The sequence below is a fragment of the Micromonospora purpureochromogenes genome, assembly GCF_900091515.1.
In the GTDB taxonomy this organism is placed as follows: domain Bacteria; phylum Actinomycetota; class Actinomycetes; order Mycobacteriales; family Micromonosporaceae; genus Micromonospora; species Micromonospora purpureochromogenes.
Window position 1 is genome coordinate 4,648,967 of record NZ_LT607410.1, and the last position, 17,380, is coordinate 4,666,346.

Sequence of the window (17,380 nt, forward strand, 5' to 3'; positions counted from 1 at the left end):
CCTCGCGATGTCACTGCTGACCCTCCCCGACGACGGCGTCGCCGTCTTCATCCGCCCCACCGGCGTGCCCCGCACCCGACGGGTGGCGGCCGTTGACCGCCACCGGCGTCGATTCGTCGGGGCGCGGCGCCGGGGCGGACAGCCCCCGGACGATCCGGCGCAGCAGCGGCAGCCGGGCGGCTACCGACCGCTCCGCACCGTGCCCGCTGGGCCGGTAGTAGTCGGTCCCGACGAGATCGTCGGGAGCGTACTGCTGAGTGACCACTGCGCGCTGGTCGTCGTGCGGGTAGCGGTATCCCGTGCCGTGCCCGAGTCCCCGCGCGCCGGCGTAGTGGGCGTCGCGCAGCCCGCGCGGCACCGGGCCGCCCCGGCCGGCCCGCACGTCGGCGATGGCCGCGCCGATGGCGGTGGTGGCCGAGTTCGACTTCGCGGCGGTGGCCAGGTGGATCACCGCCTGGGCCAGGTTGAGCTGGGCCTCGGGCAGGCCGACGTACTCCACGGCGTGGGCGGCGGCGGTGGCCACGCCCAGCGCGGTCGGATCGGCCATCCCGACGTCCTCGCTCGCGAAGATCACCAATCGGCGGGCGATGAACCGGGCGTCCTCGCCGGCGACCAGCATCCGGGCCAGCCAGTGCAGCGCCGCGTCCACGTCCGAGCCGCGCATGCTCTTGATGAAGGCGCTGGTCACGTCGTAGTGGGCGTCGCCGTCCCGGTCGTAGCGGACCGCCGCCACGTCGACCGCCTGCTCGGTGGTGGCCAGGTCGATCCGGCCGGTACCGGTGGCCACCGCCGAGGCCGCCGCGGCTTCCAGCGCGGTCAGCGCCTTGCGGACGTCGCCGCCGGCGAGGCGTACCAGGTGGTCCTCGGCCTCGGTGTCGAGGGTGAGCGCGCCGCCCAGGCCGCGCTGGTCGGCGACCGCGCGGCGCAGCAGGCCGCGCACGGCCGCGTCGTCCAGCGGCTGGAGGGTGAGCAGCACGCAGCGCGACAGCAGCGGGGAGATTACCGAGAAGTACGGGTTCTCCGTGGTCGCCGCGAGCAGGGTGACCGTCCGGTCCTCCACCGCCGCGAGCAGGGAGTCCTGCTGGGTCTTGCTGAACCGGTGCACCTCGTCGATGAAGAGCACGGTCTGCGGTCCGCCGGCGCGGCGCTGCCGGCGGGCGGTGTCGATGACCGCCCGGACGTCCTTGACCCCGGCGGAGAGCGCCGACATGGCGACGAACCGGCGGTCGGTGGCCCGGGCCACCAGGTGCGCGATGGTGGTCTTGCCGCTGCCCGGCGGCCCCCACAGGATGACCGACATCGGGGCCCCGCCGCCGACCAGCTGGCGCAGCGGCGCACCGGGCGCGAGCAGGTGGTCCTGCCCGACCAGCTCGTCGATGCTGGCGGGGCGCATCCGGACGGGCAGGGGCGAATCCTCCCCGACCGCCGTGAAGCCGTCGACACCGCTCGGACCCGCGGGGGCGCTGGGCGCCGCGGCGGGTTCACCGAGGGAGAAGAGGGCGTCGGAGTCCATCACGAAGACAGTACCGGGCTCGGCCCGCTGCGCCGGAATCGCGCCGCGGGCCGAGCCCGTCCTGATCCGTTGCGGTCAGCCGCGACCCGGCCGCCGACCGCGGTACCAGCGACCGCCGCCGCCACCGCCCGGGCCTCGGCCGACCCCGGCGAGGTAGAGGGAGAGCAGCAGCAGGCCCAGCATCAGCAGGGTGTGCACGTTGAAGAGGTCGGGGGCGCCGAAGTTGGTGTCCAGCAGATCGATCAGCAACGCGAAGCCGAATACGATCGCGGCGAGAATGGCGAGCATCGTTGTCCTCCGGTGGGGGTTCCCAGTAGGTCAGCGCGGGATGTACCCAATCGGTCGGCTCGTCAATCTCCACCGTGGAATGGGCTGCGCCCGGGCCGCGTTCTAGGCTGGGCGGGTGATCATGGCCGACCAGGAGTTGACGGGCCGCGCGGCCCTCCTCGCCGCCACCGACCACCATCCGTACGCGCGGCACGCGCTGTGGCGGGGCGCGGAGCCCCGCGGCTGGCGGCGCGACGGCGCGGTGGCCTGGTTGCTGTCGTCCGGGCCGGGCCCGGCGGGCGGCGCGATCGGGGCGCCGGGGCCGGCGATGGACGTCTTCACCGACCTCGCCGCCGCCGGCGCGGTCGGCGCCGGGCAGTGGCTGCACCTGCCCCGGACCAGCCCGGAAGCCCTCGGCGGCCGGCTGACCGTGGCCCGGCACGACGAGTGGGACTTTCTCTGGACCACCACCGCCCCACCACGCCAACCGGATGAGGACCGGGTGGTACGCCTGGCGAGGCCGACCATCCGGCGCTGGGCGCGCTGATCGAGTCGTCCTTCCCCAGCACCACCTCGCGCCCCGGCGACCCGCGCATCGTCGACTGGTACGGCATCCGTGACGGCGACCGGCTCGTCGCCTGCGGCGCGGACCGCAGCCGGGGCGACGTCGGCTTCCTGGCCGGGCTGACCGTGGCGCCGGACCGGCGGGGCCGGGGCCTCGGCGCGGCCCTGACCGCCGGGATGGCCCGGGCGCTGGCCGCCCGCTACGACCACGTGGCGCTCGGCGTCTACACCGACAACGTGGGGGCGATCCGGCTCTACCGGCGGCTCGGCTTCACCGGCACCCTCGCCCGCAGTTCGGTGCACCTGGCCTGAACCGGGACGCCGGCGGCCCGCCGCTCCGGTCGGCAGTGGAGACGGCCGGCCCGGTCGGCGCCGGAGGCGGTCGGCCCGGTCGGCGCCGGAGGCGGTCGGCCCGGTCGGCGCCGGAGGCGGTCGGCCCGGTCGGCGCCGGAGGCGGTCGGCCCGGTCGGCCTGATACCTCAGAGGTATCAAGATGCCTCTGAGGTATCAGGCTCGGATGGAGGTCCGCCGCGACCGCAGATGGCGCGACGATCGGTCAGCGGACGGGCGCCGCCTCCCCGCCCCCGGGTCCGGCCGCCGGGACCGCCGCCTGACCGTCGGCCACCGGGCCGAAGTCGCCGGTCGGCCCGACCACACCGGGCTCGGCGGTGGACCCGGCCGCGCTCGATGCGGCCGTCGGCCCGACGACGTCCGGCCCGGCCGGGTCGGGGTCCGTCGCCGCGCCGGCCGCGCGCCCGGCGCGCCAGGCCGGCAGGTAGAGCGGGGCGGCCACGGCCAGCACCACGCCGCCCACCAGCATGGCCGTGGTGACGCTGTGGGTGTCGGCGAGGGCGGTGAGCAGCACCGCGCCGATCGCGAAGCCGGGCTGCCCGACCATCGAGTTCAGCGAGATCACGCTGGGTCCGGTACGGCCCGTCGACCTGCCGGTGCAGCAGACCGGTGTGCAGCGGGTTCGAGGCGCCGTGCACGGTGTAGCAGGCCAGGTAGGCGACCAGCACGCCGACCGGGCCGGCGAACAGCCCCATGCCGACCACCGTCACGCCCTGGACGATCCGCAGCAGCGCGGCGGCGGGCGCGGCGCCCAGCCAGCGCAGCAGCAGCGGGGTCAGCGCCGCGCCCGCCGCCGCGGTGAGCCACGCCGCCGAGCTGGCCGGCCCGAGCAGCGCCGCCGCCCGCTCGGGATTGCCGACCACCTCGGCGAGGCGGACCGGCAGCAGCGACTCGAACGTCACCATGCCGAAGCCCCAGAACAGCTCGACGGCGACCAGGGCGAGCAGCACCCGGGAGCGGCGCAGCAGGCCGAAGGCCTGGCCCACCATCCGGGGCGCCTCGACGACGGAGGCGCGCAGCGCGCCGGCGCCCTTGGCCGGGCCGGTCTCGACCAGCAGGAGCAGCAGGGCCGCCAGGGCCACCGCCTGCAGGGCGATGGCGACCAGGACCGGCACGGTGAGGGCGCTGACCGGCCCGACCGGGCCGAGGGCGATCAGGCCACCGCTGAGCAGCGCCCCGGCCGCGATGGTCACGCCGGAGACGGTGCCGGCGAAGCCGAGGCCGGCCTCGTACTCGGCCTTGGGGTCGGCGGCGAGGGTGGCGTCGACGTACCAGGACTCCAGGGGGCCGCTGTCGAGCGCCCGGTAAACGCCCTGCAACGCCCAGACCAGGAAGAACAGCGCGAAGGAGTCGGCTACCGCGAAGAGCCCGAGCGAGACCAGGCTCAGCGTCCAGGCGGCGACCAGCACGGGCTTACGGCCGAGGGCGTCGGCCAGGCCGCCGGTGGGCAGCTCCAGCGCGAGCACCACCAGCCCCTGCGCGATGGAGACCAGGCCGATCTCGGACAGCGACAGGCCGCGTTCCTGCATCAGCAGGATCATCACCGGGATCGTCAGACCGGTGGGCAGCCAGCGCAGGCCGTAGAGGGTGAGGTAGCGGAACCGGACCTGGCGTACGGACAGCGCGCTCATCGCCGGCCCTCCAGCATCGGGTAGCCGGCGAGGAAGAGGTGCACCGGCTCGGCGCCGGGCGCGGCCGGGTCCGCCTCGTCGTGGTACCGCTGCATGACCTGCCACACCTCGGCCTTCAGCGCCTCCATCCGGTCCGGCGGGATGACCATGAAGATGTCGCCCATGCCGAAGGCGTCCCGCCAGGCCGGCGACCACTCGCGCTCGACGGCCAGCCACTGCTCGGCCCGCTCGACCAGCAGGCGTACCTGGTCGCCGTGGATCCACTGGATCGCCGCCCGGGCGTCCGGGTCGTCGTCGAAGTCGGTTGGCTCCCAGCTGGTGACGTCGTGCGCGGCCTGCCACCAGCGCTGCCGCCCGCTGCCCCGGTCGGGGTCCTCGGCGACCAGCCCGACCTCGGCGAGCTGGCGCAGGTGGTAGCTGGTCGCGCCGGTGTTGGTGTCGAGCAGCTCGGCCAGCGTCGTGGCGGTGGCCGGCCCGGTCGTGCGCAGCGCGCCGAGCAGTCGCATCCGCAGCGGGTGCGCCAGCACCCGGACCTGCCGGTGGTTGAGCCGGACCTCACGTGGTGCGGCGGCGTTCTCGTCGTTCCCCATGACTGCACAATATCTGTGCACACTTTCTCTGCACAATAGCTGTGCAGAGAAAGTGTGCGTCAGCGTGGCGGGAGCGGGTCGGGGTCAGGCCGCGAGGAGTTCGGTGACGCCGCGCAGCCGGGTCCGCAGCAGCGCGGCGGCGCGCGAGGAGTCCAGCCGTACGTCGGTGGGGCGGACCACCCCGGCGGCCGTACCCGTGGTGGTCTTCATGCCGGCCGGGTCCAGCCCGAACCGGTCGGCCACCAGCAGCCCGAGCCCGGTCCGGCTGACCGCCTCCGGACCGGCGACGTTGAGCGGGCCGGCGTAGTCGCCGTCGACCAGTTCGAGGACGGCGTCGGCCAGGTCGGTGACGTCGACCGGGCAGCGCAGCTCGTCGGTGAAGAGGGTGGCCCGGCCGGCGATCGCGTCCCGGCAGAGCTGGATCTGCTTGCTCCCCTCCCCCACGATCAGCGAGGTCCGCACCAGCACGGCGCTCGGGTCGATCGCCCGCACGGCGGTCTCCGCCGCCGCCTTCGCCGCCCCGTACGGGTAGATCGGGGTGGGCGGTTCGTCGTCCAGATAGGGCGTCGGGCGCCCGGCGTGCAGCGCGTCGCTGGACAGGTGCACCAGCCGCACCCCCGCCTCGGCCGCCGCGTACGCGACGTGCGCCGCGCCGTCGGCGGTGACCGCCCAGTCGTCGTAGCGGTACGGGGTGCCCACCACGGCGGTCGGCCGGACCGCCGCGACCAGCCGGCGCACCGCCTCCCGGTCGGTCACGTCGAGCTGCCGGGTCGCCAGGCCGGGCAGCTCGACCGGGTTGGCGTGCCAGGTGCCCACCACCGGCCGGCCCGCCGCGACCGCGCGCCGGCAGATCTCCCCGCCCAGGAAGCCACCGGCTCCCACCACGAGCAGCGTCATCGCGTCCCCCGTCTCCCCGGCCCCGCCGACCGTCGCCCGCCCCAGGCGACGAAACGACCGAGAGGTCCACGCCATCATGGCGCAGACCTCTCGGTGACGGGGGTCGGGTCAGACCGGGTCGGCCACCGGGGCGGCCGGGCCGGCGGTGCCGGCGTGCACGCCCGTCGGCGCCTTGGGCTTGGCGTCGATGCCGGCCTCGGTGCGCTGCTGGGCGGTGATCGGCGTCGGCGCGCCGGTCAGCGGGTCGAAGCCGCCCCGGGTCTTCGGGAAGGCGATGACCTCGCGGATGGAGTCCGCGCCGGCGAGCAGCATGCAGACCCGGTCCCAGCCGAACGCGATGCCGCCGTGCGGCGGGGCGCCGTACTTGAAGGCCTCCAGCAGGAAGCCGAACTTGTCCTGCCCCTCCTCCGGGGTGATGCCGAGCAGGTCGAAGACCCGCTTCTGCACGTCGCCCCGGTGGATACGGATCGAGCCGCCACCGATCTCGTTGCCGTTGCAGACGATGTCGTACGCGTAGGCCAGCGCCCGGTCCGGCGCCTCCTCGAAGCGATCCACCCACTCGGCGTTCGGGGAGGTGAACGGGTGGTGCACGGCCGTCCAGCCGCCCTCGTCGGTGCGCTCGAACATCGGCGCGTCGACCACCCAGCAGAACGCCCAGGCGCTCTCGTCGATCAGGCCGGCCCGCTTGGCGATCTCGATCCGGGCCGCGCCGAGCAGCTCCTGCGCCTCGCGGGTGTTGGTGCTGGCGGCGAAGAAGACCGCGTCGCCCGGCTTGGCGCCGACGGCGTCGGCGAGCCCGCCCAGGTGCTCGGCGGAGAGGTTCTTCGCCACCGGGCCGCGCGCCTCGCCGGTCTCGGCGTCGAGCACCACGTACGCCAGGCCCCGCGCGCCGCGCGCCTTGGCCCAGTCCTGCCAGCCGTCCAGCTCCTTGCGGCTCTGCGCGGCACCGCCCGGCATGACCACCGCGCCGACGTACCCGCCGGCGTCGATCGCGCCGGCGAAGACCCGGAACTCGGTGCCGCGCAGGTAGTCGGTCAGCTCGGTCAGCTCGACGCCGTAGCGCAGGTCCGGCTTGTCGGAGCCGTACCGGGCCATCGCGTCGTGCCAGGTGATCCGCGGGATCGGCCGGGAGATCTCGTGCCCGGCCAGGTCCTTCCAGAGCGCCGACACGATCGCCTCGCCGAGGTCGATCACGTCGTCCTCGGTGACGAAGGACATCTCGATGTCGAGCTGGGTGAACTCCGGCTGCCGGTCGGCGCGGAAGTCCTCGTCGCGGTAGCAGCGGGCGATCTGGTAGTACCGCTCCATGCCGCCGACCATCAGCAGCTGCTTGAACAGCTGCGGCGACTGCGGCAGCGCGTACCAGCTGCCGGGCTGGAGCCGGACCGGCACCAGGAAGTCGCGGGCGCCCTCGGGGGTGGACCGGGTCAGCGTGGGGGTCTCGATCTCCAGGAAGTCCCGCTCGTGCAGCACCCCCCGGGCGAGCTGGTTGGCGCGCGAGCGCAGCCGCATCGCGTTGGCCGGGCCGCTGCGCCGCAGGTCCAGGTAGCGGTACTTGAGCCGGATGTCGTCGCCGGCCTCGACCTGGTCGTCGACCGGCAGCGGCAGCGGGGCCGCCTCGGAGAGCACCTCCAGCTCGGTGGCGGTCACCTCGATCTCGCCGGTGGGCAGCTCCGGGTTCTCGTTGCCCTCGGGCCGGCGGGTCACCTCGCCGGTGACCCGGACGCAGAACTCGTTGCGCAGCGCGTGCGCGTCCTCCTCGCGGAAGACCACCTGGACGACGCCGGAGCCGTCGCGCAGGTCGACGAAGATGACACCGCCGTGGTCGCGCCGGCGGGCCACCCACCCGGCGAGCGTCACCGTGGTGCCGGCGTCCGTCGCGCGCAGGCTGCCGGCGTCATGGGTACGGATCACGACTTGCGTCTCCTCATCTGCGGTACACCTCTGCCCTCCGCATTCTGTCAGGCGGCCCGGTCACCCGATGCCACCGGGCGCGGTTGCCACCGCCGGCGGCACGCCCCGGTCGCGGTCCGCCCGCGTACGGTGTGGCGGGTGCGCGCCGTACCCCGTTGGGCCCTGCTCTCGTCCGCCGCCGCCCCGGTCTTCCTGATCGGCGGCTGGACCCTCGCGGCGAGCCGCCAACCGGGCGGCTTCGACCAGGTCGGCGGCACGATCAGCGCGCTGGCGGCCCTCGACGCCGCGGACCGCTGGATCATGACCGTCGGCCTGCTCGGCCTGGGGCTGTGTCACTGCCTGACCGCGGCGGGGCTGCGCCCGCTCCGTCCCGCCGGCCGGCTGCTGCTCGCGCTCGGCGGGGTCGCCACCCTCGCCGTGTCGGCCTTCCCGCTGCCGGTGCAGCGGGGATCCTCCACCGCGCACGGCCTCAGCGCCGCGGTCGCGTTCGGCGCGCTCGCGCTCTGGCCGGCCCTGTCCGCTCACCGGCGCCGGGTACCCGCCGGCGCCGCCGGCCTGTCGGCCCGTCGGGGTACGGCCGCCGGGGCGCTGCTGCTGGCTCTGGTCGGCTGGTTCGTGGTGGAGTTGAGCAGCGGCGGCGCCCGGATCGGGCTGGCCGAGCGGGTGGCCGCCGGCGCGGAGGCGCTCTGCCCGCTGCTGGTGGTGCTGGCCCTCAGTCGGAGTCGGCGAGCAGCAGGTGGTGCACCCGCACCGGCCCCTCGGTGAGCCCCCGGGCCCGCTCCTCCACGGCCTGGTCGGCAGCGGCACCCAGGCGGACGCGGGCGCCTCGGCGGGTGTCGCGGCGGCGTTCACCGGGCGGAACGTACCCCGGTCGGGGGCGGTCAGTCCGCCGGTCGACGCAGCCGGTGGCCGGTACGCGCGGAGCGGGCCGCCGGTCGCCCGGCGGCCCGCACGGCGAGCGGTGGATCAGTAGACGCTGACGCCGTAGACGCTCAGCGCCTCCTTGACCGGCTGGAAGTAGGTGGTGCCGCCGGTGGTGCAGTTGCCGCTGCCGCCGGAGGTGAGGCCCAGGGCGGTGCTGCCGGCGAAGAGGGAGCCGCCGCTGTCGCCGGGCTCGGCGCAGACGCTGGTCCGGATCAGACCATAGACCGACCCCTCGGCGTAGTTCACCGTGGCGTTGAGCGCCTGCACAGAGCCGCCGCGCACCCCGGTGGTGCTGCCGCTGCGGCGCACCGACTGGCCGACGTACGCGTCACCCGCGCCGGTGATGTCCTGCGAGGTTCCGTTGTAGAGGTAGACGCTGCCGGGGTGCGACAGGCTGGTGTTGCTGTACCGGACGATGCCGTAGTCGTTGCCCGGGAAGCTGGTGCCCGCACGCGGACCGATGTAGGTGGTCTGGCTGGAGTTGGTGTACCAGCTCGACGAGATGTTGGTGCAGTGACCGGCGGTCAGGAAGTAGTACGTGCCGGCGCTGTTGCGCACGTTGAAGCCGAGCGAGCAGCGACCGCCGCCGCCGGCGTAGATCGCCTGGCCACCGTTGATGCGGGTGCTGAGCACGCCGGCCTCGGCCTCGATCCGGACCGCGCCACCGGTGCGGGCGGCGGCGGCCTTGACCTGATCCAGCTTGGCGCCGGTGACGGTGCTGTCGACGGAGACCACCACCTGGTTGGTGGCGGGGTCGGTCCACCAGGCGGTGCCGGGGATCTTCGCGGACCGCTCCAGCTCGGCGGTGGCGGCCTTCAGCGTGGCGGCGCCCCGGGTGACGAGCTTCGGGGTGGCGCCGGCCGCGCGGACCTGGCGGGCGGCGGCGGCGTCGGTGACGGCGACAACCATGGCGCCGCTGGCGTCGGCGTACGCGCCGGCGGCACGGTCGCCGAGGCGGTCGGCCAGGCTGGCCGCGGCGTCGGGGGAGGCGGGCGAGGCGGGGGCGGCCTGGGCGGGGGCGCCGAGCAGCGCGCCGGTGGCCAGGGTGCCGGCCATGGCGACGGCGGCGATGCGGCGGAGCGATGACCTCGTGGGTCGCATGTAACAACCTCCGGAAGGGGGTGACGGGTCGCGTCACGTCAACGCGCCCGGGGACAACCCGGCCGACCTGGGGAAACCGGCCGAGTGACTGAAGTATTCACATATTTAAGATCCTAAGCAAGACATGACTTTGCCCGAATTCACCCCGCCGCCCCATGTAACCCTGAAGCAACATTGTGGACACAGAAAGTGGTCTATACGATCTGGCCACCGCAGCACGCCGGCACCCGTGTGATCCGGAGGCCACCATGACCCTCGTCCGACGCGCGCTGGCGGCTCTCGCCGGCGCCACCGCCCTCGTCCTGCTCGCCGCGACCCCCGCCGTCGCCGACCCCGGCCCGCCGCCGAACTCGATGGCCAGCCTCGGCGACTCCATCACCCGCGGCTTCAACGCCTGCGGCTGGTACGTGGACTGCACCTCACGGTCGTTCAGCACCGGCGACTACTCCACGGTGAACAGCCACTACCTGCGCATCCGCGCGGTCAACCCGACCATCCAGGGCCGCAACCTCAACGACGCCCGCAGCGGCGCCAAGTCCGCCGACATGTACGGCCAGGCCGGCACCGCGGTCGGCCAGGGCGTCGGGTACGTCACGATGCTGATCGGCGCCAACGACGCCTGCACCAGCTCGGAGTCGACGATGACCCCGGTGGCCACCTACCGGGCGAACATCGACAGCGCGCTCGCCCGGCTCAGGGCCGGCCTGCCCAACGCCAGGGTCCTCCTGGTCAGCGTGCCGGACATCTACCGGCTCTGGTACGTCGGCAAGGGCAGTGGCAGCGCCCGTACCGCCTGGTCGACCTTCGGCATCTGCCAGTCGATGCTGGCCAACCCGACCTCCACCGCACAGGCCGACGTCGACCGCCGGGCCCGGGTCCGGCAGCGGGTGGTCGACTTCAACACCCAGCTCGCCCAGGCCTGCGCCGCGTACGGCTCGAACTGCGACTTCGACGACAACGCGGTGTTCAACTACCCGTTCGCGCTGAGCCAGGTCTCCACCTGGGACTACTTCCACCCCAACACCAGCGGCCAGGCGGTGCTGGCCAGCGTCTCGTACGCCAACGGCTTCGGCTGGTAGCACCGGTGTCCCGACGCGCGGGCGGCGCGGCCGTCCGCGCGCCGGGGCGCGCCCGCCGCGGATCCGACGCGGACTCGACGGAACGCCACCCGGCGGCGGGTCAGTCGACGCGGCGGCGGGCGCCCGGACCCGGCCGGGGCAGCACGTCGCGCGGGTCGGCCACCTCGTGCCCCTCGGCGCAGCGCAGTTCGACCCGGAGCTCCGCCCCGCAGTCGCGGTGCCCGACGCTGAGCGGGGCGCCCTCGGGGTCGGCCAGGTAACGGTCCCCCCAGCCGAGCACCGCCACCAGCACCGGCCACAGGTCGAGGCCCTTCTCGGTCAGCCGGTACTCGTGGCGCAGCCGGCTGCCCGGCTCCCGGTACGGCTCGCGGCGCAGCACGCCCTGCTCGACCAGGGTGGCCAGCCGGGTGGTCAGCACCTGTCGGGGGATGCCGGTACGGACCCGCATGTCGTCGAAGCGGCGGACGCCGTTGAAGACCTCGCGGAGCACCACCAGGGTCCACCGTTCACCGAGGATCGCCATCGCCCGGGCGATGGTGCAGTTCTCCACCGACCAGTCCAGTGCCGCGGGTCTCATGCCCACCAGGCTAGGTCTGATTGACAGACTCAGCAACGTGCTGCCAGGCTGAGTCCATGACTCAGACGCAGGACCCGGCGCGCAGCCGTACCTTCTCCTGGTCGGACCCGGTGGCCGGCGCCGCGCACGTGGGCCGCCGCAGCGGCCTGGAGCTGCTCCGCGCGATGATCGCCGGCGAGCTCGCCGCGCCGCCGATCATGCACCTGATCGACATGGCCCGGATGGAGGCCGACGAGGGCCGGGTCGCGGTCGAGCTGGTCCCGCAGGAGTTCCACTACAACCCGCTCGGCACCGTGCACGGCGGGGTGATCTCCACCCTGCTGGACACCGCCGCCGCGTGCGCCGTGCACACCACGCTGCCCGCCGGCGTCGGCTACACCTCGCTGGACCTGAACGTGAAGTTCCTGCGCCCGGTGACCGTCGCCAGCGGCATGCTGCGGTGCGAGGGCACCGTCCTGCAACGCGGCCGGCGCACCGCCCTGGCCGAGGCGCGCCTGACCGACGCCCAGGGCCGCCTCATCGCCCACGCCACCTCGAGCTGCCTGCTCTTCCCCCTGGACACCCCCGCCTGACCCACCCACCCCGACGCCCCCGCCCACCCAGCCCCGCCCACCGGAGCGGCCCACACCGAGCCGCCCACGCCGAGCCGCCCACACCGAGCCGCCCACGCCGAGCCGCACTTTCAGAGAAAGCGTGGCCATTCCGCCCGCCATGGCCACGCTTTCTCTGAAAGAGCGGCCACGGCAAGGCGGGTGAGGTCGGGGGGCGGGGGGCGGGGGGGTGTCAGGCGCGGGTGGCGAGGCGGGCCTCGCGGGCGGCGCGCTTCTCCTCGAAGCGGGACGCGGCCCGCTCCAGGTCGTCGAGGTGGCCGGCGATCTGGTCGCGGGCGGCCTCGCCGTCGGCGTCCAGGCCGGTGACGTTGAAGACGTCCCACTGGCGCAGCACCGGCTGCACCACGTCGTCGCGGTGCTGGCGCAGGTCGTAGATGCCGGCCAGGGCGATCGCCACCGACTTGCGGGCGAAGCCCTCGATGCCGACGCCGGGCATCTGGAAGTCGGCCACCACGTCGGCGACCGCCCGCATCGCCTGGCTCGGGGCCAGCTCGAAGGCCGCACCGAGCAGGTTGCGGTAGAAGACCATGTGCAGGTTCTCGTCGGCGGCCACCCGGGCCAGCAACGCCTCGCAGGCCGGGTCGCCGGTGACCCGGCCGGTGTTGCGGTGCGAGATGCGGGTGGCCAGCTCCTGGAACGACACGTACGCCAGCGAGTGCAGCACCTCGTCGCCGTGCACGTTCTCGTAGCCGGCCGACATGTGGGTCATCCGGGCCCGTTCCAGGGCGACCGGGTCCACCGCCCGGGTCACCGTCAGGTAGTCCCGGATCGCGGTGCCGTGCCGACCCTCCTCGGCGGTCCACCGGTGCACCCAGGTGCCCCACGCCCCGTCCCGGCCGAAGAGGCTGGCGATCTCGTGGTGGTACGAGGGCAGGTTGTCCTCGGTCAGCAGGTTGACGATCAGTGCGGTGCGGGCCACGTCGGGAATCGTCGAGTCCGACTCCGACCACGGCTCGCCGCCGAGCGGCCCGTCGAACGTACGTCCCTCGCTCCACGGGACGTACTCGTGCGGGAACCACTCCTTGGCGATCGACAGGTGGCGGTCGAGGTTCTTCTCCACCACGGCTTCGAGTTCGAGGAGCAGGGCGGTCTGACTCAGCGGGGCGGTGCTCATGCGGATCTCCCTACGGTGGCGTAACTTACGCTACCGTAGGGCCCCGCGAGCCTACGCGCGAGTAGTACCTCACCTGACCAGCGGTTTGAGGTCCTCCCGGGGTGGGGTCCACTCCCCCGCCGCGGCGGCGATCTGCTCGCCGGACCGGATGTCCTTCACCTCGTCCGCCGCCCCCTCCGCGCCCGGGAACCAGACGTACGGGATGCCGCGCCGCTCGGCGTACCGGATCTGCTTGCCGAACTTCGCCGCGCTCGGCGACACCTCGGTCGGCACCCCGCGGGAGCGCAGCGCCTCGGCGACCCGGTTGCTGGCCGGACGCGCGTCCTCGCTGGTGACCGCGACCAGCACGCAGGTCGGCACGGTCCGGGAGACCGAGAGCGCGTCGGCGCCGAAGAGCAGCCCGAGCAACCGGGTCACCCCGATCGAGATGCCCACCCCCGGGAAGCTGACGTTCCCCGAGCTGGCCAGGTTGTCGTAGCGACCGCCGGAGCAGATCGAGCCGAACCGCTCGTAGCCGATCATCTGCGTCTCGTAGACGGTGCCGGTGTAGTAGTCCAGCCCGCGGGCGATGCGCAGGTCGGCCACGCAGAGCCCCGGCGAGTGCGCGGCGGCGGTCTCCACCACGGCGACCAGTTCCTCGATCCCCTCGTCGAGCAGCGGGTCGCTCACCCCGAGGGCGCGCACCGCGTCGGCGAACGAGGCGTCCGGCGCGGAGATCTCGGCCAGCGCCAGGCACGCCTTGGCCTGCGCCTCGCTCGCCCCGGCCGTCTCGGCCAGCAGCTCGGCGACCCGGGCCGGACCGATCTTGTCGAGCTTGTCGACCGCGCGCAGCGCCGCCTCCGGGTCGGTCAGCCCGACACCCCGGTAGAAGCCCTCGCAGATCTTGCGGTTGTTGACCTGGATGCGCACCGGCGGGATCGGCAGCGAGCGCAGCGCGTCGCCGATCACCAGCGGCATCTCCGCCTCGTAGTGCGGGGCCAGGGTGTCCCGGTCGACGATGTCGATGTCGGCCTGGAGGAACTCGCGGTAGCGCCCCTCCTGCGGGCGCTCGCCCCGCCACACCTTCTGGATCTGGTAGCGGCGGAACGGGAACTGCAGCTTGCCGGCGTTCTCCAGCACGTACCGGGCGAACGGCACGGTCAGGTCGAAGTGCAGGCCGAGCGCGTCGTCGCCGGCCGGACCATCGGTGTCGGCCTGCAACCGGCGCAGCACGTAGACCTCCTTCGAGGTCTCCCCCTTGCGCAGCAGCTGGTCCAGCGGCTCGACCGAACGGGTCTCCAGCGGCGCGAAGCCGTACAGCTCGAAGGTGGCCCGGATCCGGTCGAGCACGAACTGCTCGATCATCCGCTGGCCGGGCGTCCACTCCGGGAAACCGGAGATGGGCGTGGGCTTGCTCATGGCGTACTCCTTGCGTCCCGCGCGCCGTGGCGCGGAGAGGTCGTGGGCGCGGCTACAGGCCGCGGGTGGGCGCGGCCGGGCGCGCGGCGCCGTCCCCCGCCACCTCGGCGAGGTACGGGTTGGTCGCGCGCTCGCGGCCGATGGTGGTCGCGGGGCCGTGGCCGGGCAGGACGACCGTGTCGTCCGCCAGCGGAAGGACCTTCTCCCGCAGGCTGGTCAGCATCCGGGGCATGCTGCCGCCCGGCAGGTCGGTGCGGCCGATCGAGCCGGCGAAGAGCACGTCACCGGAGAGGCAGATCTGCTCGGCCTCCCAGGGCGAGCCGGCGCCGGGCAACCGGAACAGCACCGACCCGCCGGTATGGCCGGGGGCGTGGTCGACGGTGATCTCCAACCCGGCCAGGGCCAGCGTCGCGCCGTCGGTCAGCTCGGCCACGTCGTCCGGCTCGGTGTACGGCAGCCGGCCGCCGAAGAGTTGGGCGAGGTCCGCGGAAAGCCCCTTGGCCGGGTCGGCGAGCAGTTCCCGGTCGTCCGGGTGGACGTATGCGGGGATGCCACGCGCGCCGCAGACCGGCGCCACCGAGAAGGTGTGGTCGAGGTGGCCGTGGGTGAGCAGCACGGCGGCCGGGTGCAGGCGGTGTTCGGCGAGCACGGCGTCGAGCCGGTCGAGCACCCCGATGCCGGGGTCGACCACCACGCACTGCTCCCCCGGAGCGGTCGCCACCACGTAGCAGTTGGTGCCGAAGGCGTCCGCGGGAAAGCCGGCCACGAGCACGTCCGCTCCCCTTCCGTCGGTACGTCGTTCCCTCCGCAGCCTAGCCGTCGCGGGGAACGGATTTCCGTGACCCACCCGTCCCGCACACCCCGTCCGGCACAGTGACGCACTCCGATAAACCCAGCCCCGACCTCGTACACCACTTTCCCAGCGGCTACCCGTACACTCTGGCGGGCGTGTGGCGTGGCGCACCTGCTTCACGGGGATGCGAGCGGCCCGACCGCCGGTGACAACCAGGGCAGAGGAAGGGGAGCACGAGTGGCTTCCAGCAGGGACCGGCAGCGCAAGCTGGCACGGGAGAAGCTCGACCGGCAGCTGGCCCGGCGGGCCGCCGCGACCCGGCGGCGCCGGCAGCTCCAGGCCGGCGTGGGCGTCGCGGTCGTCCTGGCGCTGATCGTGGTCGGATCCGCCTGGGCGCTCGGCGCCTTCGACCGCGACCCGAAGCAGCAGGCCGCCCAGGACGTCTGCCTCTGGACGCCGCAGGACGCCGCCGCGAACACCAACCTCAAGGACGTCGGCACCCCGGCCACCAGCGGCCTGCCCACCTCGGGCACCCGGCCGATGACGATCAACACCAACCAGGGCGGGCCGATCACGGCCGAGCTCGACCTCGCCGGCGCGCCGTGCGCCGCGGCGAGCATCGCCCACCTGGCGAGCCGGTCGTTCTACGACAACACCACGTGCCACGAGATCACCACCGAGGGGGCGCTGCGCTGCGGCGACCCCAGCGGCACCGGCCTGGGCGGCCCGACGTACTCGTTCTACGACGAGAACGTCCCCACCGTGCCCGAGGCGAGCCCCTCGGCCAGCCCGGCCCCCGGCGAGCCGCCGGCGTACCCGAAGGGCACGATCGCCATGATCGGGAACCCGCCGGGCAACAACGGCAGCCAGTTCCTCGTCTTCTTCAAGGACTTCAACCCGGCCAAGCCGACCTACCCCGTCATCGGCCGGGTCACCGGCGGGCTCGACGTGATCGAGAAGATCGGTGCCCTGCCGACCGTGGACAATGGGACCGGGGCCAAGGTCAAGCCGAAGACCGACGTGCTGCTCCAGAAGCTCACCGTCGGCGAGCCGAGCACGGCCGCGGCCCCGGCCCCGACGAGCCCGGCTTCCGGCGCCCCGTCGGCCAGCCCCAGCGCCGGCTGAGCCGGACCATACCACCCGTACGCGGCGGCGACCGCGCCACATAGTCCAGGAGGAGTGACCGTGACGTCCACGAGAGAGCGGCAGCGCGCGGCGGCGCGGGCCCGGCTCGAGCGGGAGATGGCCGAGCGCGCGGCCAGGGCCCGCAAGCGCCGGCAGACGCAGGCGATCGTCGGGGCCGCTGCGGTCCTGCTGCTCGTGGTCGCCGGCAGCGTCTGGCTGGCGACGGCCCTCGGCGGTGACGACGACACGAAGCAGGACACCGCGGGCGCCCCGGGCTTCGCGCAGTGCGCGTACACCGAGGCGCCGAAGGAGGGTCGGACCCCGCAGATCAAGGACGTCGGAGTGCCGCCGGCCCAGCAGAAGAACACCGGCACCCAGACGATGACGATCGAGACCAACCTGGGCCCGATCACCGCCAAGATCGACCGCGCGGCGGTGCCCTGCACCGCGGGCAGCTTCACCCACCTGGCCAGCAAGGGCTTCTTCGACAACAGCAAGTGCCACCGCCTGGTCACCGAGGGCATCAAGGTGCTCCAGTGCGGCGACCCGAGCGCGACCGGCAAGGGCTGGCGGGAGACCGACGGCACCGGCGGCCCGGCGTACAACCTGGCCGAGGAGAACCTGCCGACCGACAAGCGCCCCGCGTACCCCGACGGCGTCATCGCGATGGCCAACTCGGGCCAGCCGGGCAGCACCGGCAGCCAGTTCTTCATCGTCTACGGCGACTCGCAGCTCGACCCGAACTACACCGTGCTGGGCACCGTCACCGGCGGCATGGACCTGGTCAAGCAGGTCGCGGCGGCCGGCGACGACAAGGCCTTCGCCCAGCAGGCCGGCGGCGGCCACCCCAAGAAGGAGGTCGTCATCACCAAGCTGGCGATGAGCGACATCCAGGGCTGACCCACCCGTACGACGAAGCGCCCGCCGGCCA

The 17,380-nt window shown here is 73.8% G+C and carries 17 protein-coding genes and 1 pseudogene; 7 read left to right on the forward strand and 11 right to left on the reverse strand.

Annotated features, from left to right (window positions below):
* Window positions 1–10 precede the first annotated feature (10 nt).
* Together GA0074696_RS21430 and GA0074696_RS21435 are read right to left on the reverse strand one after the other, a co-directional pair.
* On the reverse strand, window positions 11–1,513 hold the full coding sequence (locus GA0074696_RS21430; protein WP_088962755.1) for a replication-associated recombination protein A: 1,503 nt from the start codon (window positions 1,511–1,513) through the stop codon (window positions 11–13).
* A gap of 75 nt (window positions 1,514–1,588) precedes the next feature.
* Complete coding sequence (locus tag GA0074696_RS21435; RefSeq protein ID WP_088962756.1) at window positions 1,589–1,801, reverse strand: hypothetical protein; 213 nt, start codon at window positions 1,799–1,801, stop codon at window positions 1,589–1,591.
* Between the two features lie 115 nt (window positions 1,802–1,916).
* Between GA0074696_RS21435 and GA0074696_RS31980 the strand changes: the two genes are divergently transcribed.
* Both GA0074696_RS31980 and GA0074696_RS31985 read left to right on the forward strand, forming a co-directional pair.
* A complete protein-coding gene (locus tag GA0074696_RS31980) occupies window positions 1,917–2,327 on the forward strand; it encodes a hypothetical protein (RefSeq protein WP_231925106.1) in 411 nt (136 codons plus the stop codon).
* Window positions 2,328–2,392: 65 nt separating this feature from the next.
* The gene (locus GA0074696_RS31985) at window positions 2,393–2,656 is read left to right on the forward strand and encodes a GNAT family N-acetyltransferase (protein WP_231925469.1); all 264 of its coding nucleotides are present in this window, start codon (window positions 2,393–2,395) and stop codon (window positions 2,654–2,656) included.
* Window positions 2,657–2,900: 244 nt separating this feature from the next.
* Here GA0074696_RS31985 and GA0074696_RS21445 read toward each other — a convergent pair.
* The 4 genes and pseudogenes from GA0074696_RS21445 to aspS all read right to left on the reverse strand — a co-directional run bounded on the left by GA0074696_RS21445 (window position 2,901) and on the right by aspS (window position 7,727).
* Window positions 2,901–4,326: pseudogene (locus tag GA0074696_RS21445) on the reverse strand (MFS transporter).
* Complete coding sequence (locus GA0074696_RS21450) at window positions 4,323–4,916, reverse strand: winged helix-turn-helix domain-containing protein (protein ID WP_088962757.1); 594 nt, start codon at window positions 4,914–4,916, stop codon at window positions 4,323–4,325. Before GA0074696_RS21450 ends, GA0074696_RS21445 begins: the two are co-directional and overlap by 4 nt.
* 84 nt (window positions 4,917–5,000) lie before the next feature.
* Window positions 5,001–5,813 (reverse strand): sugar nucleotide-binding protein, encoded by an 813-nt coding sequence (locus tag GA0074696_RS21455; protein WP_088962758.1) that lies wholly within the window; start codon window positions 5,811–5,813, stop codon window positions 5,001–5,003.
* Between the two features lie 108 nt (window positions 5,814–5,921).
* Window positions 5,922–7,727 (reverse strand): aspartate--tRNA ligase, encoded by a 1,806-nt coding sequence (gene aspS, locus GA0074696_RS21460; protein WP_088962759.1) that lies wholly within the window; start codon window positions 7,725–7,727, stop codon window positions 5,922–5,924.
* 138 nt (window positions 7,728–7,865) lie between these two features.
* Here aspS and GA0074696_RS21465 point away from each other — a divergent pair, with 138 nt between their 5' ends.
* Window positions 7,866–8,492 carry a DUF998 domain-containing protein gene (locus GA0074696_RS21465; protein WP_088962760.1) on the forward strand — a complete coding sequence of 209 codons (627 nt, stop codon included), beginning with the start codon at window positions 7,866–7,868 and terminating at the stop codon, window positions 8,490–8,492.
* 201 nt (window positions 8,493–8,693) lie between these two features.
* Here the strand turns inward: GA0074696_RS21465 and GA0074696_RS21475 are convergent, their stop codons facing one another.
* Complete coding sequence (locus tag GA0074696_RS21475) at window positions 8,694–9,752, reverse strand: S1 family peptidase (RefSeq protein WP_088962762.1); 1,059 nt, start codon at window positions 9,750–9,752, stop codon at window positions 8,694–8,696.
* Between the two features lie 248 nt (window positions 9,753–10,000).
* Between GA0074696_RS21475 and GA0074696_RS21480 the strand changes: the two genes are divergently transcribed.
* Entirely contained in the window at window positions 10,001–10,831 is an 831-nt protein-coding gene (locus GA0074696_RS21480; RefSeq protein WP_088962763.1) for an SGNH/GDSL hydrolase family protein, read from the forward strand.
* 100 nt (window positions 10,832–10,931) lie between these two features.
* On the opposite strand, the gene GA0074696_RS21485 is transcribed toward GA0074696_RS21480, so the two are convergent.
* The gene (locus tag GA0074696_RS21485) at window positions 10,932–11,408 is read right to left on the reverse strand and encodes a winged helix-turn-helix transcriptional regulator (RefSeq protein WP_088962764.1); all 477 of its coding nucleotides are present in this window, start codon (window positions 11,406–11,408) and stop codon (window positions 10,932–10,934) included.
* A 56-nt stretch (window positions 11,409–11,464) separates the two neighbouring features.
* Between GA0074696_RS21485 and GA0074696_RS21490 the strand changes: the two genes are divergently transcribed.
* Complete coding sequence (locus tag GA0074696_RS21490) at window positions 11,465–11,980, forward strand: PaaI family thioesterase (RefSeq protein WP_088962765.1); 516 nt, start codon at window positions 11,465–11,467, stop codon at window positions 11,978–11,980.
* A 211-nt stretch (window positions 11,981–12,191) separates the two neighbouring features.
* On the opposite strand, the gene GA0074696_RS21495 is transcribed toward GA0074696_RS21490, so the two are convergent.
* The 3 genes from GA0074696_RS21495 to GA0074696_RS21505 all read right to left on the reverse strand — a co-directional run bounded on the left by GA0074696_RS21495 (window position 12,192) and on the right by GA0074696_RS21505 (window position 15,303).
* Complete coding sequence (locus GA0074696_RS21495) at window positions 12,192–13,133, reverse strand: acyl-ACP desaturase (RefSeq protein WP_088962766.1); 942 nt, start codon at window positions 13,131–13,133, stop codon at window positions 12,192–12,194.
* 69 nt (window positions 13,134–13,202) lie between these two features.
* Window positions 13,203–14,531, reverse strand: coding sequence for a histidine--tRNA ligase (gene hisS / locus GA0074696_RS21500; protein WP_088962767.1), 1,329 nt, complete (start codon window positions 14,529–14,531; stop codon window positions 13,203–13,205).
* A 52-nt stretch (window positions 14,532–14,583) separates the two neighbouring features.
* Window positions 14,584–15,303: an MBL fold metallo-hydrolase gene (locus tag GA0074696_RS21505; protein ID WP_088962768.1), complete on the reverse strand. Its 720-nt coding sequence runs from the start codon at window positions 15,301–15,303 to the stop codon at window positions 14,584–14,586.
* Between the two features lie 258 nt (window positions 15,304–15,561).
* On the opposite strand from GA0074696_RS21505, the gene GA0074696_RS21510 reads away from it, so the two are divergent.
* Together GA0074696_RS21510 and GA0074696_RS21515 are read left to right on the forward strand one after the other, a co-directional pair.
* Window positions 15,562–16,449 (forward strand): peptidylprolyl isomerase, encoded by an 888-nt coding sequence (locus GA0074696_RS21510; RefSeq protein ID WP_088962769.1) that lies wholly within the window; start codon window positions 15,562–15,564, stop codon window positions 16,447–16,449.
* 60 nt (window positions 16,450–16,509) lie between these two features.
* On the forward strand, window positions 16,510–17,349 hold the full coding sequence (locus GA0074696_RS21515) for a peptidylprolyl isomerase (RefSeq protein ID WP_088964705.1): 840 nt from the start codon (window positions 16,510–16,512) through the stop codon (window positions 17,347–17,349).
* The last annotated feature ends 31 nt before the right edge of the window (window positions 17,350–17,380 follow it).

What these genes read in the sequence shown, in the direction of transcription:
- GA0074696_RS21430 (WP_088962755.1), bottom strand. Translation starts at nt 1,513, where the DNA reads ATGGACTCCGACGCCCTCTTCTCCCTCGGTGAACCCGCCGCGGCGCCC.
- GA0074696_RS21485 (WP_088962764.1), bottom strand. Translation starts at nt 11,408, where the DNA reads ATGAGACCCGCGGCACTGGACTGGTCGGTGGAGAACTGCACCATCGCC.
- hisS (WP_088962767.1), bottom strand. Translation starts at nt 14,531, where the DNA reads ATGAGCAAGCCCACGCCCATCTCCGGTTTCCCGGAGTGGACGCCCGGC.
- GA0074696_RS21490 (WP_088962765.1), top strand. Translation starts at nt 11,465, where the DNA reads ATGACTCAGACGCAGGACCCGGCGCGCAGCCGTACCTTCTCCTGGTCG.
- GA0074696_RS21455 (WP_088962758.1), bottom strand. Translation starts at nt 5,813, where the DNA reads ATGACGCTGCTCGTGGTGGGAGCCGGTGGCTTCCTGGGCGGGGAGATC.
- GA0074696_RS21435 (WP_088962756.1), bottom strand. Translation starts at nt 1,801, where the DNA reads ATGCTCGCCATTCTCGCCGCGATCGTATTCGGCTTCGCGTTGCTGATC.
- GA0074696_RS21475 (WP_088962762.1), bottom strand. Translation starts at nt 9,752, where the DNA reads ATGCGACCCACGAGGTCATCGCTCCGCCGCATCGCCGCCGTCGCCATG.
- GA0074696_RS21480 (WP_088962763.1), top strand. Translation starts at nt 10,001, where the DNA reads ATGACCCTCGTCCGACGCGCGCTGGCGGCTCTCGCCGGCGCCACCGCC.
- GA0074696_RS21495 (WP_088962766.1), bottom strand. Translation starts at nt 13,133, where the DNA reads ATGAGCACCGCCCCGCTGAGTCAGACCGCCCTGCTCCTCGAACTCGAA.
- GA0074696_RS21450 (WP_088962757.1), bottom strand. Translation starts at nt 4,916, where the DNA reads ATGGGGAACGACGAGAACGCCGCCGCACCACGTGAGGTCCGGCTCAAC.